16 protein-coding genes and 1 riboswitch are annotated in these 21,149 nt (G+C 65.2%); of the genes, 7 read left to right on the top strand and 9 right to left on the bottom strand.

Annotated features, from left to right (window positions below):
• Window positions 1–57 precede the first annotated feature (57 nt).
• From U1H99_RS18395 to U1H99_RS18385, 3 genes are all read right to left on the bottom strand, one after another.
• Entirely contained in the window at window positions 58–2,856 is a 2,799-nt protein-coding gene (locus U1H99_RS18395; protein ID WP_323143157.1) for a valine--tRNA ligase, read from the bottom strand.
• Window positions 2,857–2,988: 132 nt separating this feature from the next.
• Window positions 2,989–5,055: a TonB-dependent receptor gene (locus U1H99_RS18390; protein ID WP_323143156.1), complete on the bottom strand. Its 2,067-nt coding sequence runs from the start codon at window positions 5,053–5,055 to the stop codon at window positions 2,989–2,991.
• Between the two features lie 74 nt (window positions 5,056–5,129).
• A riboswitch (cobalamin riboswitch) is annotated at window positions 5,130–5,520 on the bottom strand.
• Between the two features lie 20 nt (window positions 5,521–5,540).
• Window positions 5,541–5,864: a hypothetical protein gene (locus U1H99_RS18385; protein ID WP_323143155.1), complete on the bottom strand. Its 324-nt coding sequence runs from the start codon at window positions 5,862–5,864 to the stop codon at window positions 5,541–5,543.
• Between the two features lie 93 nt (window positions 5,865–5,957).
• On the opposite strand from U1H99_RS18385, the gene U1H99_RS18380 reads away from it, so the two are divergent.
• Window positions 5,958–6,467 (top strand): hypothetical protein, encoded by a 510-nt coding sequence (locus U1H99_RS18380; RefSeq protein ID WP_323143154.1) that lies wholly within the window; start codon window positions 5,958–5,960, stop codon window positions 6,465–6,467.
• A 251-nt stretch (window positions 6,468–6,718) separates the two neighbouring features.
• Entirely contained in the window at window positions 6,719–7,357 is a 639-nt protein-coding gene (locus U1H99_RS18375) for an ANTAR domain-containing response regulator (protein ID WP_323143153.1), read from the top strand.
• Between the two features lies 1 nt (window position 7,358).
• Here U1H99_RS18375 and U1H99_RS18370 read toward each other — a convergent pair whose 3' ends face one another.
• Complete coding sequence (locus U1H99_RS18370) at window positions 7,359–8,369, bottom strand: GlxA family transcriptional regulator (RefSeq protein ID WP_323143152.1); 1,011 nt, start codon at window positions 8,367–8,369, stop codon at window positions 7,359–7,361.
• A gap of 141 nt (window positions 8,370–8,510) precedes the next feature.
• On the opposite strand from U1H99_RS18370, the gene U1H99_RS18365 reads away from it, so the two are divergent.
• The 4 genes from U1H99_RS18365 to U1H99_RS18350 all read left to right on the top strand — a co-directional run bounded on the left by U1H99_RS18365 (window position 8,511) and on the right by U1H99_RS18350 (window position 14,861).
• Window positions 8,511–9,617: an S-(hydroxymethyl)glutathione dehydrogenase/class III alcohol dehydrogenase gene (locus U1H99_RS18365; protein ID WP_323143151.1), complete on the top strand. Its 1,107-nt coding sequence runs from the start codon at window positions 8,511–8,513 to the stop codon at window positions 9,615–9,617.
• A gap of 376 nt (window positions 9,618–9,993) precedes the next feature.
• Complete coding sequence (locus U1H99_RS18360; protein WP_323143150.1) at window positions 9,994–11,883, top strand: M56 family metallopeptidase; 1,890 nt, start codon at window positions 9,994–9,996, stop codon at window positions 11,881–11,883.
• A gap of 182 nt (window positions 11,884–12,065) precedes the next feature.
• A complete protein-coding gene (locus tag U1H99_RS18355; RefSeq protein ID WP_323143149.1) occupies window positions 12,066–12,560 on the top strand; it encodes an outer membrane beta-barrel protein in 495 nt (164 codons plus the stop codon).
• 189 nt (window positions 12,561–12,749) lie between these two features.
• Complete coding sequence (locus tag U1H99_RS18350; RefSeq protein ID WP_323143148.1) at window positions 12,750–14,861, top strand: M13 family metallopeptidase; 2,112 nt, start codon at window positions 12,750–12,752, stop codon at window positions 14,859–14,861.
• A gap of 85 nt (window positions 14,862–14,946) precedes the next feature.
• Here the strand turns inward: U1H99_RS18350 and U1H99_RS18345 are convergent, their stop codons facing one another.
• The gene (locus U1H99_RS18345; protein WP_323143147.1) at window positions 14,947–15,456 is read right to left on the bottom strand and encodes a hemerythrin domain-containing protein; all 510 of its coding nucleotides are present in this window, start codon (window positions 15,454–15,456) and stop codon (window positions 14,947–14,949) included.
• 117 nt (window positions 15,457–15,573) lie between these two features.
• Window positions 15,574–16,119, bottom strand: coding sequence for an SRPBCC family protein (locus tag U1H99_RS18340; RefSeq protein ID WP_323143146.1), 546 nt, complete (start codon window positions 16,117–16,119; stop codon window positions 15,574–15,576).
• Between the two features lie 257 nt (window positions 16,120–16,376).
• On the opposite strand from U1H99_RS18340, the gene U1H99_RS18335 reads away from it, so the two are divergent.
• Window positions 16,377–18,701: a UvrD-helicase domain-containing protein gene (locus U1H99_RS18335; RefSeq protein ID WP_323143145.1), complete on the top strand. Its 2,325-nt coding sequence runs from the start codon at window positions 16,377–16,379 to the stop codon at window positions 18,699–18,701.
• 65 nt (window positions 18,702–18,766) lie between these two features.
• On the opposite strand, the gene U1H99_RS18330 is transcribed toward U1H99_RS18335, so the two are convergent.
• From U1H99_RS18330 to U1H99_RS18320, 3 genes are all read right to left on the bottom strand, one after another.
• Window positions 18,767–19,546, bottom strand: a complete 780-nt coding sequence (locus U1H99_RS18330; RefSeq protein WP_323143144.1) for a BPSS1780 family membrane protein — start codon at window positions 19,544–19,546, stop codon at window positions 18,767–18,769.
• Window positions 19,543–20,502, bottom strand: coding sequence for a homoserine kinase (locus U1H99_RS18325; protein WP_323143143.1), 960 nt, complete (start codon window positions 20,500–20,502; stop codon window positions 19,543–19,545). The genes U1H99_RS18330 and U1H99_RS18325 overlap by 4 nt, the downstream gene beginning before the upstream one ends.
• Window positions 20,503–20,576: 74 nt before the next feature.
• Window positions 20,577–21,035 carry a hypothetical protein gene (locus tag U1H99_RS18320; RefSeq protein ID WP_323143142.1) on the bottom strand — a complete coding sequence of 153 codons (459 nt, stop codon included), beginning with the start codon at window positions 21,033–21,035 and terminating at the stop codon, window positions 20,577–20,579.
• Between the last annotated feature and the right edge of the window lie 114 nt (window positions 21,036–21,149).

Here is a 21,149-nt window from a genome sequence, read left to right as displayed (position 1 = left end):
GGGGCCTGGAACCAGGCCCCGCGGGAATTACGAGATACGACCGTGGGCGATGGCCGCTCAGGCCGGCGGCAGCTTTGCCAGCTGCTCGCGCATCTTGTCCAGCGTGGCGCTGAAGTTGGCCACGCGTTCGCGCTCCTGGGCCACCACGGCGGCAGGGGCACGGGCGACGAAGCTTTCGCTCGACAGCTTGCCGTTGGCCTTGGCGATCTCGCCTTCGACGCGCGCGATTTCCTTGGACAGGCGCTCGCGCTCGGCGGCGACGTCGATCTCGACCTTCAGCATCAGCTTGGTGGTGCCGACGATCGACACGGCTGCCGGCGATTCCGGCAGGGCGTCGACGATCTGCACTTCCGACAGCTTGCCCAGCAGCTGGACGTAGGGTGCGAAACCCTGCGCCGCGATGCGGTCGGCTTCGGAACCCGGTTCCACGATCAGCGGCACGCGCACCGACGGCGACAGCTTCATTTCGCCGCGCAGGTTGCGGGTGGCGTCGGTCAGCTTCTTGAACTGGTCCATCCAGGCTTCGGCGCCTTCGTCGATCATCGCTTGGTCGGCGACCGGGTAGGGCTGCAGCATGATGGTGTCGCCCGTCTTGCCGGCCAGCGGCGCGACTGCATGCCACAGCTGCTCGGTCACGAACGGGATGATCGGGTGCGCCAGGCGCAGGATCACTTCCAGCACGCGCAGCAGGGTGTGGCGGGTGGCGCGCTGCTGCGCCTCGGTGCCTTGCTGGACCTGGACCTTGGCCAGTTCCAGGTACCAGTCGCAGTACTCGTCCCACACGAACTTGTAGATCGCGTTGGCGATGTTGTCGAAGCGGTAGTCCTCGAAACCTTTCGCTACTTCGAGTTCGACGCGGTTCATCAGCGAGATGATCCAGCGGTCGGCCTGCGACAGGTCTGCCGGGTCCGGCTTGCCGCAGTCTTTTCCTTCGGTGTTCATCAGCACGAAGCGGGTGGCGTTCCACAGCTTGTTGCAGAAGTTGCGGTAGCCTTCGGCGCGGCCGAGGTCGAAGTTGATGTTGCGGCCCAGCGAGGCGTAGCTGGCCATCGTGAAGCGCACGGCGTCGGTGCCGAAGGCCGGAATTCCGTCCGGGAACTCCTTCCTCGTGGCTTTCGCGATCTTATCAAGAGCGCGCGGGTCCATTAGGCCGGATGTGCGCTTGGTCACCAGCGACTCGACGTCGATGCCGTCGATCAGGTCGATCGGATCGAGCGTATTGCCCTTCGATTTCGACATCTTCTGGCCCGACGAGTCGCGCACCAGGCCGTGCACGTACACGGTCTCGAACGGTACCTTGCCGGTGAAGTGCGCGGTCATCATGACCATGCGCGCGACCCAGAAGAAGATGATGTCGAAGCCGGTCACCAGCACCGACGACGGCAGGAACATCTTCATGTCCGGGGTCTCTTCGGGCCAGCCCATGGTCGAGAAGGGCACCAGCGCCGACGAGAACCAGGTATCGAGCACGTCGTCGTCACGGCGCAGCGCGCCGGTGATGCCGGCGGCTTGGGCCTTGGCCTGCGCTTCTTCTTCGTTGCGGGCAACGACGATCTGGCCGTCCTCGGCATACCAGGCCGGGATGCGGTGGCCCCACCACAGCTGGCGCGAGATGCACCAATCCTGGATGTTGCCCAGCCACTGGTTGTAGGTGGTGGACCAGTTCTCGGGCACGAACTTGATCTCGCCATTCGCCACTTTTTCGAGGGCGACTTCGGTGATCGACTTGCCCGGATTGAAGGTGCCTTCCGGCGCCGGCTTGCTCATCGCGACGAACCACTGGTCGGTCAGCATCGGCTCGATGACGACGCCGGTGCGGTCGCCGCGCGGCACCATCAGCTTGTGCGGCTTGACCTGTTCCAGCAGGCCTTGCTCTTCGAGGTCGGCGACGATCTTCCTGCGCGCGGCAAAGCGGTCCAGGCCGCGGTAGGCTTCGGGCGCGTCGTCGACGATCTTCGCTTCCAGCGTCATGATCGACAGCATCGGCAGCTTGTGGCGCTGGCCGACCGCGTAGTCGTTGAAGTCGTGCGCCGGCGTGATCTTCACGCAGCCGGTGCCGAAGGCCTTGTCCACATACTCGTCGGCGATGATCGGGATCTCGCGGCCAACCAGCGGCAGCTTCAGCATCTTGCCGACCAGGGCGGTGTAGCGCTCGTCGGTCGGGTCGACCGCGACGGCGACGTCGCCCAGCATGGTTTCCGGACGGGTGGTGGCGACCGTCAGGTGGCCGCTGCCGTCCGCCAGCGGGTACTGGATGTACCACATCGAGCCGTCTTCTTCCTGCGAGTCGACTTCCAGGTCGGAGACGGCGGTGCCCAGCACCGGGTCCCAGTTGACCAGGCGCTTGCCGCGGTAGATCAGGCCCTGCTCGTACAGGCGCACGAAGACTTCGGCCACGGTTTTCGAGCGCGGCTCGTCCATCGTGAAGTATTCGCGGTTCCAGTCGGCGGAAGCGCCCAGGCGGCGCATCTGGCCGGTGATGGTGCTGCCCGACTTTTCCTTCCACTCCCAGACTTTTTTGACAAATTCCTCGCGGCCGAGGTCATGGCGCGAGATCTTCTGGGCGTCCAGCTGGCGCTCGACCACGATCTGGGTCGCGATGCCGGCGTGGTCGGTGCCCGGGATCCAGGCGGTGTTAAAGCCACGCATGCGGTAGTAGCGGGTCAGGCCATCCATGACGGTCTGGTTGAAGGCGTGGCCCATGTGCAGGGTGCCCGTCACGTTCGGCGGCGGCAGCTGGATGCTGAACGACGGCTTGCCGGCGTCCATGGTGGCGGCGAAGTAGCCGCGCTGTTCCCATTCGGTGCGCCAGAATTGTTCGATATCGGCTGGCTCGAAAGACTTTGCTAATTCCATGATTGGCGGTCGGGGGTAAAGGGTAAATATAGCGAAACGGCCATTATAAATGACGGGAGCGCCGAAGCGCTCCCTGCTTGATTACCGCTTATTGCCCGCTTATTGTCACCCTTTGCCGCTTTTTTAAGCGGATCAGAACGCTGCGCGCAGCGTCAGCCGCAGCGTGCGCCGCTCCACCGGGTGGGTGTGGATGTCGTCGACGCCCTCGGCCGGCTCGCCCGGCAGGCGCGAGGTGTAGTAATAGTCGACGTCGCTGGCCCTGCGGTCGAACAGGTTGAACACGTCGGCCGTCAGCCGCCAGCGGCGGTCCAGGCGGTAGCCGGCGCGCAGGTAGGCGATCGCCGTGGTGGCCGAGCGCACGCTGTTGTCTTCCACCAGCGGCCGTGGCCCGAAATAGCGCAGCTGGAAGGCGCCCGACCAGGGGCCGAGGTCGTTGACGGTGGCGCCGAACGAGGCGACCCGCTCGACCGCCCCCGGGACGTGGTCGCCGGCCGGGTCGAAGCCGGTGTAGCGGGCGGTCGATGCCGCCAGGTCGAGATCCAGCAGCAGCCAGCGGCTGGCCACGTAGTGATTGTTCCACTCGATGCCGGCGCGCTTGCTGGCGCGGCTCGGCGCGGTGTCGCCGGCGTCGCCCGAGAACACCAGTTCGGAGCCGGAGCGCAGGCCCCACAGCGCGATCGAGGTTTGCAGGCCCGCGACGATCTCGCTGCGCAGGCCGATCTCGGCGCCGCGGGTCTTCACCAGCGGCGTGACCGGCTCGACCGGCTCGCGCGCGCGCGGCGACAGCCGGGCCGTGGTGCCGCGCGCATCGTTGCTGTGAAAGCCTTCGCCGTAGTTGGCGAAGAATTCGGTCTTGTCCCATGGGCCGAGCACGAACGACAGCTTGGGCGAGGCGATGTGGTCGTCCGCGCTGCCGGCATTCTCGGCGATCGAGCTGCCGACCTTGAAGCGGTAGCGGTCGTAGCGCACGCCGGCGATGGAACGCAGCCACGGCGTCCATTGCACGGTGTTCTGGAACCACAGCGCGGCGCTGGCCTCCGACACCTGCGATTCGGCGATGGTGTCCAGCACGCGCTGGCGGGCGGTGGCGTACAGGCCGAGCGGGGCGATGCGGTCGAAGCGGCCCTGGATGCCGACGGCGTTGTTCATGGCGCGCTCGCCGAGCCGGCCGAACCAGGTGTGCGACAGATCGAAGCCGCCCATCTTGCGCCGTTCGGTCTGCAGGAACTGGTCGCCGTTCACCGGGTCGTCGAGGTAGTAGGTGAAGTCGTTGTACAGCGCCAGGTCGGAGCGCACCGCGTAGACATGCGCTTCGGTCAGCGTGTCAAGGCCGCGGCGGCGCCATTCGCCAGACAGGCTGTAGCGTGCCGTGCTGCCGCCGTCGCTGGGATCGACCGCGGCGAACCGGTCCAGGCTGCCGTCCTGCACCGCGCGCAGCGGAATCTGGCTGGTGGCGTGCCAGGCACCCTTGTAGCCCATCGCGGTCAGGCTGAAACGCTCGGCGGCGGTGCCGGCGCTGTAGCGCAGCAGGGCCGACGATTTGTGGAAAGCTTCCGGCGTCTGCCATGGGCCGTCGTTGTGCGCCAGTTCCAGCGCATACAGCAGGGTGCCGTTGCCGGCGCCGGTGGAGCCCGTGACCAGGCCGCGGCGGTAGGCGTTGGCGCCCGCGGTTAGGGCGGCGACGCCTTCGTCCAGCCTGTCGGCCAGGCCCAGGTGCGCGGAGCCGACCGAGGCGAAATCGCCTTCGTCGGCGTAGTAAGGGCCCTTGCGGTAGTGGATGTTCTTGACCAGTTCGGGGATCAGGAAATTCAGGTCGGTATAGCCCTGGCCATGCGCATGGGTGCGCATGTTGACCGGCATGCCGTCGACGAAGGTGGCGAAGTCGGTACCGTGGTCGAGGTTGAAGCCGCGCAGGAAGTACTGGTTGGCCTTGCCGTCGCCGCTGTGCTGGGTGACGATCACGCCGGGCACGAATTCGAGCACTTCGCCCGGCCGCAACGCCGGGCGGCTGGCAATCAATGCCGCCGTCACGCTGCCTTCGCTGGCGGCGTCGGAAGTGCCGACGCCGTTGTCGTAGTGGCCAAGCACGCGGACCGTGTTCTGGGTTTCCTGTGGCGGGTTCTCCGCCGGTTGTTGCGCATGCGCGTGCGCGGCCGCGCACAGCGCCCCGGCGACGCCGAGTATCACTCTGGTTTTCATAGGATGGATGTCAAGCTGCCGCCGCACCCACTTCCCCGTAAGCGCGGCTGAACGGTGCGCGCCGCCTCGCGGCCGCGCGTACCACCTGTCTGGCCGGTATCCGGGCTGGCAAGGCGGACCATCTCGCCTTCCCATGCTGTTAAGAGCCTGTCTCAGCAGGCGGAAGTCGCTGCTGGCGCGCCTGACGAGCGTGAGCGGCGTTGTTCGTCGTCGCATGGATCACCATGCTTCCTCCTCACGCCTTGCTCACACTCGCCATCCATCGCCATCCGCTTCTTCCCGCCTGCCGAGACAGGCTCTTGTGCACAGTGGCGTTCGAGATGGCCTGTCGTCAGCGACGACGCTTGCTTACCGTTGCGGGGGCAGCACACCCTGGCCTGCCGGTGGAACCGGCGCGGCCATGTGTTTCCCGTTTAACTGCGCGCTCGAGACAAGCGCGCGGGCACCAAACGCCGTCATTATAGTTGAGGCACCGTGGCGGCCGGTCAAAGCGCCGCGTACCAGCCCGCATACGGCGTGTTGGCCACCAGCTTGCGGTTGAAATCCGGTGCGCCGTCGTTCCACCAGACCGGGCCGCGTTCGCCCAGGCCGCGCTTGGCGTCGTCGACCGCGGCGCGGGCGCGCCGTTCGGCCTCGGGGTCGGCGGCCTTCTTCGCCGCGCCGACCTGGCGCCGGGCCTGCATCAGCGCATTGACCAGTGCCTGGCGCTGCGCCGGATCGAGATCGGGATTGCTCATGCGCCAGAGGCGGTCCTTGACGACGAAGTAGCGACCGTCCGGGGTGCTGGGGTAGTTGGCAGGGCTGGGCATGGGTCCACTATACGCAAAGAGGCTCATTGGCTGCGTCCGTCAGCGCCTGCGCGGGTGTACCATGCGGTTTCACCCGACTCCCTGGACGCCGCGATGCGCACGCCGACGACACGCCTCCTGTTCCCGCTCCTGGTCCTGCATTGCGCAGCCGGCTTCGCCTGCGCCATCGTCCCGCCCGAAAAGCAGGCCGAGACGCATGCGAAACACCTTGCGGCCTACAAGGCCGAAGTGGCGGCGGTCAAGGAGGAAGCCGACCTGATCTTCATGGGTTCGCTGAGCACGCTGACCTCGACCCCGGAAACCGTGACGTTAGCGTCGGGACAGTCCCGGGTGCTGCAGCACCACCAGGCGGTATTCCTGCCGTGGGAGCAGATCAAGGGCGTATACCGCGACGGCCAGGTGCTCGACTACACTACCGACAAGAACCGGGTAATGGTCGGCTGCGGTCCGGCATTCCGGACCCTGCCGAAGGAAAACGGGGCAGGGGAGGTCTACCTGGTGTACGCCCGCGAGGGCAGGATTCTGCGCACCAATCATATTCCGATGGATGCGCAGGTCCTGAGCGGCTACGAGGAAGCGGCCTTCCTGCGCGGCGGCGAGTAGCGGCGCTTAGTTTTCGCAGCCCACGACTTGATGCTGTCGCAGGCGGCTTTGGTCTGCACCAGGCCGTCGCCGTACTTTACAAAATTGATTGTCAATCGTGCGCGCGGGATGTTGCGTTATCGCTGGAATATGCAATTTGATTGACGAAGCGCCTTGCCGGCATGCTATATTTTTGGCCGTCGGATTTCGGTCATGTGGCATTGCATCCGCAATGATCGATTCACTTCCTTCTTCACGCGAGAACGATAACAATGAACGCGACCCTTTCCCCCCGCCGCCTGGTCCTGCTGGTCGACGACGATGCCATCCTGCTGGAATACCTGTCCACCGTCCTGAAGCATGCCGGCTACGACACGCTGGAAGCCGCTTCCGCGCCCGAGGCGCTGCAACGCATCGCCGAGCGCGAAGGCGACATCGCGCTGGCCCTGCTCGACATCAACATGCCCGGCATGTCCGGCCTCGACCTGGCGCGCCGCCTGAGGGACCACACCCAGGTCGCCTTCATGTTCCTGTCCTCGGTCGACGACGCCGAAACCGCGCGCCAGGCCGCCAGCCATGGCGCGGTCGGCTTCGTGGTCAAGCCGGTCGACGCCGCGCGCTTGCTGGCGGCCTTCGAATCGGCGCTGGCGCGCGCCGACGAGATCCGCCAGCTGCGCCGCACCGAAGCCAACCTGAACGCGGCGCTGGCCGCCGGCCGCGAAACCAGCCTGGCCGTCGGCTTGCTGATGGCGCGCTTCCAGACCGACCGCAACACCGCCTTCGAAGTCCTGCGCGATCACGCGCGCTCGAACCGGCGCAAGGTCAACGAAGTGGCCGAACAATTGATCGCGGCCGAGGAGCTGCTCAACAGCCTGCACGGGGCGTTTGCCGGGCGCCTGCGCAGCAAATAAGCTATTTGGCCGCGGACACGCCGGTGGTGGCGAAGCGTTCGCGGTACAAGGTGGGCGCGATGCCCATCCGTTTCTGGAACACGCGCCGCATCTGCGCTTCGCCGTTGAAGCCGGCGCGTGCCGCCACTGTCTTCAGCGGCAGCGCCAGGTCGGACAGCAATTGCTTGGCGCGCTCGAAGCGGCAGGTTGCGATGAATTCCTGGGTGCTCAGTCCGACTTCCTGCAGGAACACGCGGGCGAAGTGGCGCTCGCTCATCATGGCCTTTTGCGCCAGCTGGGCCACCGACAGCCGTTCGTGCAGGTTGTCCAGAATCCATTTCTGAATGTCGCGGATGCCGGGCCGTGCGGTCCGTTCGCTCAGCAGGTGCGAGCTGAACTGCGACTGGCCGCCGGGGCGTTTCAGGTAGACGACCATGTCGGTGGCGACCTGCAGCGCCAGTTCCTTGCCGAGGTCTTCCTCGACCAGCGCCAGCGCCAGGTCGATGCCGGCGGTGACGCCGGCAGAGGTCCACAGGTGGCCGTCGCGCACGAAGATGGCGTCGGCATCGACCGCCACGCCGGGGTAGTCGGCCTGCAGGGCGGCCGCCACGCTCCAGTGGGTGGCCGCCGCCTTGCCGTCCAGGACGCCGGCGGCGCTCAGGAAGAAGGCGCCGGAACACAGCGCCGCCAGGCGCTGCAGGCGGGTACAGGCACGCGCCACCCAGTCGACGATGGCGCCGCCCTCGGCCAGTGCCCCCCGGATATCGCGCGCACCGACCACGATGGCGGTATGCGGCAAGGCCCGGGGATCGAGCGCCCGGGTGGCCTGCAGCGACATCAGCGTATCGGAAGGGATGTTGCCCTCGCGTGTGGACACGACCTGGACGTCGTAGGCGGCCGCTTTACCGGCGCGCCGCAGGTGCACGTTGGCATATTCGAACACCGACATCGGGCCGATGGCTTCCATGGCCTTGAAGCCGGGGTAGACGATGATGTCGATGGTGATCGGTGCGCTGGCTGGCCTGTCTTGCATGGTTCCGCTAAAGATGTTGGGGGCTGGCAAATCCGGTCATTATTGCACCATTTTCTGCCATCTAAGGGTGTGCCCCTTGGCCGCAGGCGGGCTTGTGCGGATAATGGCCGCATCGCATAACCATCCAGGAAAGTATCGAACATGAAAACCAAGGCAGCGATTGCATGGCAGGCGGGTAAGCCGCTGACGATCGAGGAAGTCGAACTCGAAGGCCCGAAGGCGGGCGAGGTACTGGTCGAAGTCAAGGCGACCGGTATCTGTCATACCGACTACTACACGCTGTCCGGCGCCGATCCGGAAGGCTTGTTCCCGGCCATCCTCGGCCATGAAGGCGCCGGCGTGGTGGTCGACGTGGGCCCGGGCGTGACCAGCGTGCGCAAGGACGACCACGTCATCCCGCTGTACACCCCGGAATGCCGCCAGTGCAAATTCTGCCTGTCGCAAAAGACCAACCTGTGCCAGGCCATCCGCTCGACCCAGGGCCGCGGCCTGATGCCGGATGCGACCTCTCGCTTCTCGCTCGACGGCAAGCCGATCTATCACTACATGGGCACGTCGACCTTCTCGAACTACATCGTGGTGCCGGAAATCGCGCTGGCCAAGGTGCGCAGCGACGCCCCGTTCGACAAGATCTGCTACATCGGCTGCGGCGTCACCACCGGCATCGGCGCCGTGATCTTCACGGCGAAAGTGGAGGCGGGCGCCAACGTGGTCGTGTTCGGCCTGGGCGGCATCGGCCTGAACGTGATCCAGGCGGCGCGCATGGTCGGCGCCGACAAGATCATCGGCGTCGACATCAACCCGGACCGCGAAGACATGGCGCGCAAGTTCGGCATGACCCACTTCGTCAATCCGAAGGAAGTCGGCAACGTGGTCGACGCCATCGTCCAGCTGACCGACGGCGGCGCCGACTACTCGTTCGAGTGCATCGGCAACACCACCACCATGCGCCAGGCGCTGGAGTGCTGCCACAAGGGCTGGGGCCAGTCGATCATCATCGGCGTGGCCGAAGCCGGCGCCGAAATCTCGACCCGTCCGTTCCAGCTGGTCACCGGCCGCGAATGGAAAGGCTCGGCCTTCGGCGGCGCCCGCGGCCGCACCGACGTGCCGAAGATCGTCGACTGGTACATGGAGAACAAGATCAACATCGACGACCTGATCACCCATCACCTGCCGCTGGACCGCATCAACGAAGGTTTCGACCTGATGAAGTCGGGCGAGTCGATCCGCTCGGTGGTCGTGTACTGATCGACTTCTGCGGCACGCCATGCCGTAGTTTATTGCGTTAGCTCCTATACGTCGCCCCCGGCCTAGGCGGCCCCCTTGGCGGGGGCCCCAAGTTTGCCTGCGTTACGTCAGCGCGCAAAACTTGGGCCCCTGCTTTCGCAGGGGTGACGTAATCCTTTCTCGTTTCTCCTCCTTTTCTCCCGTCTGTTCCGCCGATCCTGCAGCCTGTCGCAGCCTGCTGGCCCGGCCGCGCACGTCCCGCTATCGTGCAGCCATCCACCCCACGTGCACATCTAGAAAAAAAGTTCTAGACAAAACTTTCTAGTCATTCCATACTGCCCTGGACAAAAGGAAACGGCATGAACCCGCACTTCACCTACAAGCGCAAGGCGCTGCCATGAACGCCCTGGCCTGGGCACTGCTCGATTTCGTCTGGCAGGGCGCGCTGCTGGGCTGCGCCGCCGCCGCCGTGCTGGCGCTGATGGGCCGGGCGCGGCCGCAGACGCGCTATGCGCTTGCCTGCGCCGCCTTGCTGCTGTGCGCGGCCTTGCCGCTGGCCGGGGTGCTGGTGCGCCTTGGCGGCGTCGAGGTCGGTGCCGGTTCCGCACTGCCGGGCGTGCTGCTGCCGGATACGGCGGGCCGGGCATCCGCCGCCGCCTTGGCAGCGCAGGGCCTGGACACCGGCGCCGGCGCGCATGGCTGGCTGGAAGCCATGCGGCTGGGGCTGCAGCCGCGCCTGCCGCTGGTGATCCTGTGCTGGGCGGGCGGGGCAGGGATGCTGGCCCTGCGCCTGCTGCTGGGCCTGGCCTGGGTGCGGCGGTGCAGCCGTCCCGGCGCCTGGCGTCCCGACCCGGCCTGGCAGGCCGTGCTCGACCGCATGGCGGCGCGCCTCGGCATCGGCCGGCGCGTGATGCTGGGCCTGGTCGACGATGCCGGGGCGCCGGGAGAAGCGCGCATCGGCGGGCCGGTCACGGCGGGCTGGTGGCGTCCGCTGGTGCTGGTGCCGGCGGCGCTCGCCACCGGCATGGCGCCGCCGCTGCTGGAAGCCTTGCTGGCGCACGAACTGGCCCACGTGCGGCGCCACGATTACCTCGTCAACCTGATGCAGAGCGCGGTCGAGGTCCTGCTGTTCTATCACCCGGCGGTGTGGTGGCTGTCGCACCGCATCCGGATCGAGCGCGAACTGATCGCCGACGATCTTGCCGCAAGCTTGCTGGGCGAACCGCGGCGCCTGGCGCTTGCCCTGTCCGAGCTGGACCAGTTCCAGCTGTCCACCCACTCGCTCGCCCCTGCGGCGCACGGAGGAAATCTCATGTCCCGTATCAAACGCCTGGTTCGTCCGCAATCCGACCCTCACACTGGAAAACCGAACTGGAAGCTGGCGCTGCCGCTGCTGGCCCTGGTGCTGTCGGCCGCGGCATCGACCCGGATCGGCAGCGCCAACGCCGCGCCGCAAGCGCAAGCCGAGGCGGCGGCAGCGCAAGCACAAGCCGCGGCAAGCCGTGCGCAAGCACAAGTGCAAACAGCCGCCGGCCAGGCCAGGGCCGCGGCACGCGATGCCGAGCGCAGCGCCGGCCACCGCCGCCATGACGAGAGCTTTGCGCTGGTCAGCGGCACCGAGCACAACCTGAGCGCCAGCGGCGACGTGAGCGACTGGGCCGATATCCGGCAACTGCGCCGCAGCATCGACGGCGAATTCCTGTGGTTCCGGGCAGACGGCAAGTCCTGGGTCGTGCAGGATCCGAAGGTGCTGGCCCAGGTGCATGCCGCGTACGAGCCGATGGAGCGCCTGGGCCGGCAAATGGAAGGCTATGGCAAGGAGATGGACCGTCACGGCAAGGCGATGGATGCGCTCGGCAAGGACATGTCGCGTTCGGCGGCCGATATCCGCCCCGACCAGGCCCGCCTGCACGACCTGCAAAGCCGGATGAACGACCTGGGCCGCCAGATGGGCGACCTCGGCCGGCAGATTGCACAGGCCGAGGACGACGGCGAACGCCAGCGCCTGCAAACCCGGATGAACCGCTTGAGTGCACAAATGAACACCCTCGGTACCCAAATGGGCGAAGCCGCGGATGCTGCCGCCCAGCGCGCCGCCCGCCAGAAGACGGACGAGATCGGCCGCCGCATGGACGAAGCCGGCAAACCCATGGATGCGCTCGGCAAGCAGATGGACGCGCTGGGCAAGCAGATGGAGCGGGAAGGGGAGCGTGCCAATGCTGCGGTGCGCGCCCTGATCCGCGACGCCATGGCGCGCGGCCTAGCGCGGCCGGCACCGCAAGGATGAGCCGCTCGCTGTGACCGACCGTCAATACGCTCCCTTAACTGCAGAGTATCATTTTCGCCACAAACAGGGGCACGATTGCACCAGCGCCGTGCAAGAATGTCATTGAATGGTTATAATTGCTTCTCTGCAATTGATAAATTAACTCAATTGCTCAATACATATTTATTGATCAGGAAATCGACATGTTGAAGAAATTTGCTGCCGCTGCAGCCCTGGCCCTGGTGGCTTCCTCCTCGTTCGCTGCCGCCCCGACCGCCTTCTACGGCGGCCTGGACGTCGGTTCGACCAAGATCGACGACTTCGACCAGGACAAGACCAGCTTCGGCGGCTTCCTGGGCTACGGCTTCAACCAGTTCTTCGCAGTTGAACTGGGCTACCGTTACCTGGGCAAGTTCGACGTGTTCGGTACCGACGTCAAGGCCAAGCAGACCCACCTGTCGCTGGTCGGCTCCTACCCGCTGAACGCACAGTTCGACGTGTACGGCCGCCTGGGCTACAACAACCTGCGCGCTGAAGCCAAGGCCAATGGCATCACCTACGGCGACGACACCGACGGTGGCCTGTACGGTATCGGCCTGAACTACAACTTCAACCCGCAGCTGTCGGGCCGTTTCGAAGTCCAGAAGCCATCGAGCGACTCGACCAACTACAGCGTCGGCGTGGTCTGGAAGTTCTAAGCGACTTCTCGTAGCACGAAGCTTACAAAAACGGCGGCTGTTCCCGAGGGGGCAGCCGCCGTTTTGCTTTGTAGGCGTTGTGTGTCATCCAGTAAATATTGTCGGGCTGGTATTTATATGGCAGCATGTCGGCGCGCCGCTGACCGGGTGGCGCGTTGTCATTTCCAGTATCCCACCAGGAACCTGCCCATGCGCCAGTTCGTTCGCCTTGCCGTGTCCGCCACTTTGGCCGGACTTGGCGCCCTTGCCACTGCCCAGACCACCACGCCCGCGCCCGCCGCCTCCGCTGCACCTGCGGCCAAGGCGGAACGCCCGGCCACCGAATTCCCCTACACGCCGGGTCTCGACGTGAATGCGATGGACCGCAGCGCCGATCCCTGCGTCGACTTCTACCAGTACGCCTGCGGCGGCTGGATGAAGAACAACCCGATCCCGGCCGACCAGGCGCGCTGGTCGGTGTACGGCAAGCTGGCCCAGGACAACCGCCGCTACCTGTGGGGCATCCTGGAAGACCTGGCCAAGCGCCAGGACGGCCGCAGCGTCAGCCAGCAAAAGATCGGCGACTACTTCGGCGCCTGCATGGACGAGCGCGCGATCGAGGCGCGTGGCGCCGAGCCGCTGAAACCCTACTTCGACCAGATCGCCGGCCTGCGCTCGCAGCGCGACCTGCCGCGCGTGCTGGCGAAACTGCACCTGGCGCTGGCCGACCAGGGCCTGTACTTCGGCTTCGGCTCGAGCCAGGACTACGGCGATTCCTCGCGCGTGATCGCGTTTGCCGTCGCCGGCGGCCTGGGGCTGCCGGACCGCGATTCCTACCTCAAGACGGACCAGCGCTCCAAGGACATCCGCGCCAAGTACGTGGCCCACATCGCCAACACCTTCAAGCTGCTGGGCGACACCCCGGAGCAGGCGCAGCGCGAAGCCGCGCGCGTGATGGAGATCGAGACTGCGCTGGCCAAGGCCTCGCTGTCGCGCGTCGACAAGCGCGACCCGTACAAGCTGTTCCACAAGGTCGATGCCAAAGGCCTGCAGGCGCTGACTCCGGGCTTCGACTGGCAGGCCTACCTCGATGAGCTGGGGCAGGGCAAGCAGACCACCTTCAACGTCACCGAGCCGGCCTTCTTCAAGGCGCTGGGCCAGATGTGGAAGAGCGGCGACATCGCATCGACCCGCACCTATTTGCGCTGGCACGTGGCCCGTACCATGTCGCCGGCGCTGGCCTCGAACTTCGACAACGAGCATTTCGACTTCTTCAGCAAGACCCTGCGCGGCGTGCAGCAACAGCCGCCGCGCTGGAAACGCTGCGTGGCGCTGGTCGACCGCCAGCTGGGCGAAGCGCTGGGCCAGGAATTCGTCAGCCGCGCCTTCTCGCCGGCACTCAAGGCCAAGTCGCTGCACATGACGCGCCAGATCGAAGACGCGATGAAGAAGGACATCGAGTCGCTCGACTGGATGAGCGCGGACACCAAGAAGAAGGCGCAGGAAAAGCTGGCCGCGATCGTCAACAAGATCGGCTATCCGGACAAATGGCGCGATTACAGTGCCTATGACGTAAAGGCGGGCGATTTTGCCGGCAACGTCGTGCGCGGCAACATGTTCGAACAGCGGCGCGACCTGGCCAAGATCGGCAAGCCGCTCGACCGCAGCGAGTGGGGCATGACGCCGCCGACGGTGAACGCCTATTTCAATCCGCAGATGAACGACATCAACTTCCCGGCTGGCGTGCTGCAGCCGCCGCTGTTCGACCCGAAGATGGATGATGCGCCGAACTACGGCAACACCGGCGGCACCATTGGCCACGAACTGACCCACGCCTTCGACGACGAAGGCCGCCAGTTCGATGCCAACGGCAACCTGAAGGACTGGTGGACCAAGAAGGATGCCAAGGCCTACGAAGAGCGCGCCCAGTGCATCGTCGACCAGTACGCGCAGTACACGGTGGTGGACGACATCAAGATCAACAGCAAGCTGACGCTGGGCGAGGACATCGCCGACCTGGGCGGCCTGATCCTGGGCTGGATGGCGTGGAAGGAAGAAATGGCGAGCATGCCGCAACAAGCCCAGCCGGCGCAGCCGCGCGACGGTCTCACGCCGGAGCAGCGCTTCTTCATCGGCAACGCCCAATGGGCCTGCGAAAACGACCGCCCGGAAAACCTGCGCGTGACTGCCATGACCGATCCGCACTCGCCGGGCAAGTTCCGCGTGAACGGGCTGGTGGTGAACATGCCGCAGTTCCAGCAAGCCTTCCAGTGCAAGGCGGGCCAGCCGATGGTCAAGGAAAAGCGCTGCCGCGTGTGGTAAATGCCTTGGTAGCTTTATTAGTAAGCGCATAAATAACAACGCCACCGGAGGGTGGCGTTGTTATTTAGTAAGGAATCAACAGGCTTCAATGGCGCACTCCCAGTTTGCCGAACTGGGCCTGCATGTGCACCAGGTTCGCTTCGAACACCTGCATTTCCAGCGCCACCGCGCTCAGGTCCAGATGGGCCAGTTCCAGCATGGGGAACAGTTCCTCTTCTTCTTCGCGGATGTGCGCCAGGGTCGACTGGATCATGTCGCGCATCAGCATGTCGGCACGCCGTTCGTCGATATGCATGCCCTGCAGCGCCGCCAGCATGTCGTCGACGTTCAGGTGTTCTTCTTCGAAGTGGGCAACCAAGTTCGGCTCGACCTTGCGCACGCCGGGATAGAACACCGCTTCTTCGAGGCGCGAGTGGGTGTGGATGGCTTGCACCAACTGGATCGCTGCTTGGCGCCGTACATCCAGGCTATGGCCGTTGAGATATTTGTCGGCCAGCTTGCGGATCATGTCGTGGTCGCGGCGCAAAGTCTGGATCGGGCTTTCTGCGAACGCATCGCGCGGACGCCGGGCGTTGGGGTGGTGAATGCTGGCCATGGTTTCTCCTGATTGTCTTAAAACCATGGTAGTCCCGAAATGAGCGTAGCACCGGAATGTTTGGTCACAAAATGTAAAAACGCCGCACGAGGCGGCGTTTTGACAGAGGATGCTCGCTTAATGCTGAGAGATGCTGCCGCGCCAGGCGCCGGTCTCGCGGCCGCGTTTTTCCAGCATGTCCTTGAATTTCTGCAAGTTGCCGCAGGTTTCCAAACGCACGGCACCGAAGGCGTCGCCCAGTTTCTCGAGCGGGCCTTCCGGCTGGTAATCCATCTGCAGGGCCACGCGGGTCAGGTTGTCCGAGATCTTGTGGAAGGTGACGACGCCGCCGTTCGGCACGCCGCTAGTGCTGCGCCACGCGATGCGCTTGTCGGGGATCTGTTCGGTGATCTCGACATCCCACTCCTTTTCTTCGCCGGCGACATTCGCTTTCCAGTGCAGGTGCTTGTCGTCGAGCTGGCGGATTTCATGAACGCTGGCCATGAACTGCGGGAAATCTTCGAATTGGGTCCACTGGTTGTAGACGGTGCTGACCGGCGCATTGACCTCGATCGTTTCGATGATCGAGGAATCCATGCCGGAGCCCTTGTTTTTCTTCATTTGTTTCGACAGCAGTGCACCGCCCACGGCGAGTGCAGCGACGGTAACGACGCGGTTCAGCATGTTCAGCCTCCTTATGGCAAAAAAGTTCGCGGCCCGCAATCCCGCAGCTTGGCGGGGCGGCGGCCTGGGGAACACATCGGCTGCCAAACGTACGGTATCCGTGCGCGCCATGGCGCCAGCGAGCCGTGCGGAAAGATTGCACACCGCCAGATCGCGTCGTGAAAACCTCCGGGTTGCCCGTTGTGATACTGTATATATGATCAGTAAAAACCCATCTCCGCGACGCCGCTGGCATGGTCCGACGGTATAATGCCTGCATGAATCTCCTCGACAACCTGAATCCCGAACAGCTGGCATCCGTCACGCTGCCGTCCCAAAGTGCCCTGATCCTGGCCGGCGCCGGCTCGGGCAAGACCCGTGTCCTGACCACCCGGATCGCCTGGCTGATCACGACCGGGCAGGTGTCGCCGGCGGGCATCATGGCGGTGACGTTTACCAACAAGGCGGCCAAGGAGATGCTGACCCGCCTGTCGACCATGTTGCCGATCAATACCCGCGGCATGTGGATCGGTACCTTCCACGGCCTGTGCAACCGCCTGCTGCGTACGCACCACCGCGACGCCGCGCTGCCCCAGACCTTCCAGATCCTGGACAGCCAGGACCAGCTGTCGATGATCAAGCGCATGCTGAAGGCGATGAACGTCGATGATGAGAAGTACCCGGCCAAGGACTTGATGTACTTCATCAACAACAACAAGGACCAAGGCCTGCGCGCGCACGACGTCGAAGCCTACGACCACGTGCAGCGCCGCATGGTCGAGCTGTACGAAGCCTACGACAACCAGTGCCAGCGCGAAGGCGTGGTCGACTTTGCGGAACTGCTGCTGCGCGCCTATGAGCTGCTGCAGCGCAACCACCCGCTGCGCCAGCATTACCAGATGCGCTTCCGTCATATCCTGGTCGACGAGTTCCAGGATACCAACGACCTGCAGTACAACCTGCTGAAGCTGCTTGCCGGCCACAACGAGCCGGCCGGCGGCGCCATCTTCGCCGTCGGCGACGACGACCAGAGCATCTATGCCTTCCGCGGCGCCAACGTCGGCAACATGCAGGCGTTCGAGCGCGACTTCGAGGTCAAGAACCTGATCAAGCTGGAGCAGAACTACCGCTCGCACGGCCACATCCTCGACAGCGCCAACCTGCTGATCGCCAACAACGCGAAGCGCCTGGGCAAAAACCTGCGCACCGACGCCGGCCAGGGCGAGCTGGTGCGCGTGTACGAAGCCTCGTCCGACCTCGAGGAAGCCCAGTGGATCATCGAGGAAGCCAAGAGCCTGATGGCCGAGGGCATGTCGCGCAACGAGATCGCGATCCTGTACCGTTCCAACGCCCAGAGCCGCGTCATTGAGCACGCGCTGTTCGCGGCCGGCCTGCCGTATACCGTCTACGGCGGCCTGCGCTACTTCCAGCGCGCCGAGGTCAAGCACGCGATCGCCTATCTGCAGCTCATGGACAACCCGCACAACGATTCGGCCTTCCTGCGCGTGGTGAACTTCCCGACCCGCGGCATCGGCGCGCGCTCGATCGAGCAGCTGCAGATGGCGGCGGACGCCCACCGCGTGTCGCTGTACGCGGCGGTGCCCTACATGACCGGCAAGGCGGGCAGTTCGCTGGGCAATTTCGTCAAGCTGATCGAGAGCGCGCGCTTCGAGACCCAGCAGTTGCCGCTGCCGGACATGGTGCGCGTGGTGCTGGAGCGCAGCACGCTGCTGGCGCACTACGAAAAGGAAAAAGAGGGCCAGGAGCGCATCGAGAACTTGCAGCAGATGGTCAACGCGGCCACCCAGTTCGTGCAGGAAGAGGGCTTCGGCACCCACACGCCGGCCCACCTCGGTCCGCAGGCCGCGGCGGCCAGCGGCGACGCCATCGTGAATGCCGACGGGGTCGAGATCATCGACGCCGATGCGCCGCTGGCGGCCGTGATGTCGCCGCTGTCCGCCTTCCTGGCGCACGCTTCGCTGGAAGCGGGCGACGCCCAGGCCCAGGCCGGCCAGGAAGCGATGCAGCTGATGACCGTGCACTCGGCCAAGGGCCTGGAATTTGACGCCGTCTTCATTACCGGCATCGAAGAGGGCCTGTTCCCGCACGAGAGCAGCGCGCGCGAGCTCGATGGCGTCGACGAGGAGCGGCGCCTGATGTACGTGGCGATTACGCGCGCCCGGCGCCGCCTGTACATGAGCTTTACCCAGCAGCGCATGCTGCACGGCCAGACCCGCTTCAACATGAAGTCGCGCTTCTTCGACGAACTGCCGGAAGAGTCGCTGAAATGGCTGTCGCCGCGCGTGCAGACCAACTGGTTCGCCGGCCGCAAGTCGACCACGGCCTGGGACGACGCCAACTTCCGCGAAGGCGGCGTCGACAACCAGATCGCCAAGCAGATCACGCAGAAGTCGACGAGTGCGCTAGGGAACGGCACCGGCTGGCGCATCGGCGAGACCGTGTCGCACGCGCGTTTCGGCGAGGGCGTGATCGTCAACATCGAGGGCGGGGCGGGCAGTGCGCGCGCGCAGATCAATTTCGGCGCGGCGGGGATGAAGGTGCTGGACCTGTCGGTGGCCAAGCTGGAGCGGGTGGGGCGGTAATCGGCTTGGGCCGGTAGCTGAGCACCGGGGTCATAGCCCCTCAAAGCAAAACCGGGCTCTGACCCCTAGGCAACACCGGGCTCTGATCCCTCCGCCGGCTTGCCGAAAATGGTGCGATAACCCGCATACATCGCACACTGCAGCAGCAGCACGAACAGGAACACCACCCACATCACCACCACCTGGCCGATCCAGATTTCACGGAACAGCAGCTGCGCGATCCAGACCAGCACGAAGAACAGCCCGAACCAGGCCAGCAGCAGCACCAGGAACACGCGTGCCGAGCGCACCACCGCGAAGAAGCTGTAGAACAGCGCCTTGCCGGTACTCATGTGCTTCCAGTAGGTCAGCGGTCCGGCAAAATACAGCGTGATCATGATCAGCATGTTCACAATCATGATGCAGAAGAAGGTCATGAACAGCGGCGCCGCTGCCATGATCTGCGCTTCGTCCTTGGCCAGCTGCCGGCTCTCGGCCACCTTCTGGAAGAATTCCGGCCCCAGGGTCAGCGCCACGATCCCCATTTCGACCAGCCAGACCCCGAGGTAGACCAGGCCGACCTTGCACAGGGCCGCCAGCGCCGGCTTGCGAAAGCCGGTCAGCAGCACGGACAGCGTGACGCGTTCGCCGTTCTCGATCATCAGGCAGGCCTGCATGACCGCCATCGACAGCGACGGCACCAGCACCGGCCCGAGCAGGGGGCCGAACAGCGGCACCAGGCCCAGGAGCAGGCTGAACAGGATGGTGGCGAACAGGAGCGTGGTCAGGGCGGCCGGCTGCTTGCGAAACAGGCCGATGCCTTGCTTCAGCCAATCCCAGCCGGTACTTGCGGGGAGCTTGTTCATGCGTTCAGCCGGGGTGCGGGCGTCTGGAGGCGTTGGCGCAGGACGCGCTCGAAATGGGTCGGATCGTGCGGCGTCAGCATCTCGGCCGCGCGCGGCTTGTAAAAGTCATGCAGGCGCGACACCCAGAAGCGCAGCGCCGCGGCGCGCAGCATCGGCTGCCAGGCGTCCTGCTCGGCCGCGGTGAACGGGCGCGCCGCGTGGTAGGCATGGGTCAGCGCCTGCACGCGCGCCGGGTCGAGCGCGCCGGTGGCCAGGTCGATGCACCAGTCGTTGACGGTGACGGCGATGTCGAACAGCCAGCTGTCCCAGCCGGCGAAATAGAAATCGAAGCAGCCGCTCAGCTTGTCGCCGACGAACATCACGTTGTTGCGGAACAGGTCGGCGTGCACCGGACCGCGTGCCAGCGCACGGTAGGTGTCGGTGGCGGCAAATTCTTGCTGGAACGCGAGTTCCGACGACAGCAGGGCGGCGGTGTCCGCATCGAGGTGGGCCAGGACGCCGGGCACGGTCTGGGTCCACCAGTCGAGGCCGCGCAGGTTCGGCTGTTGCAACGTGAAATCGCGTCCGGCCAGGTGCATGCGTGCCAGCATGGCGCCGACTTCGGCGCAGTGCACCGGTTGCGGGTCCATCTGCGAGCTGCCTGCGAGCTTGCTGACGATGATCGACGGCTTGCCGTGCAGCGGCACCACCAGTTCGCCGCGTTCGTTGGCCACCGGATCCGGGACCGGCACGCCGCGCTCGGCCAGGTGGCGCATCAGTTGCACGTAGAAGGGCAGTTGCTCGAAGCTGAGGTTTTCGAAAATCGTGAGGACGAACTCGCCGCGTTCGGTCGTCAGGAAGAAATTGGTGTTTTCAATGCCGCTTGCAATGCCCTGCAGGTTGAGGGCTTGGCCAAGGGGAAACTGCTTGATCCACTGGGACAGATCGTCCAGTGTGACCGAGGTGAATACTGCCATTGTCGTGGTGAAGTGGGGGCAATGAAAGGCTCGACACATCGGCCGCGCATCGGACGGCCGATCGAGAGGATGGCTTACTTGGTGTCCGGTCCCGGACCGGCAGGCATCGGCGGCGGTGGCGGCGCATCGGCCGTGGTCGGGGTGTTCTGGCCGGCTTCGTTGCCGGCGCGGCGCTTGCCGCTCAGGTCGAACTCGCCCACTTTCCACTGCGGCGCGCGGATCGCGGTGGTCTGCGCGTTGCCCGGCTGGTTATTCGGCCGCATGTAATAGTGGCTGCCACCGGCGGTGACTTCGACTTCGGTAACCTGGCCGCTGTTGTTGCGGTGTTCGGTGATCTCGGTACCGCGCTTCGGCGGAATGTTGGTGGCCGGCACGTCGCTGCCCGGTTCGATACGCTGCACGTTGGCCGGCGGCGTCTGGTTCTGGGTTGCTTGCGAGCTGCCTTGCTGGGCCGCGGCCTGGCCGGCGGCAAGCGCCAGCAGGGCTGCCGACAGCGGCATGGAGAGTTTCAGGGCGGAAAATGAGCGCGGCATAATGGTCACCTTTGTCGATTTGGCCATTGTAACAAACACGCCCGCTCCCTGTGAAAGTGTTGAAGCGTCCCCATCTGTAGTGCATAGCGAGTGCAACCCCGGCCGTGCTTTTTT

This window comes from Massilia phyllosphaerae (genome assembly GCF_034659755.1).
GTDB classification, from domain to species: Bacteria; Pseudomonadota; Gammaproteobacteria; order Burkholderiales; family Burkholderiaceae_D; genus Telluria; species Telluria phyllosphaerae.
This window is presented reverse-complemented; position numbering and strand designations above follow the sequence as displayed.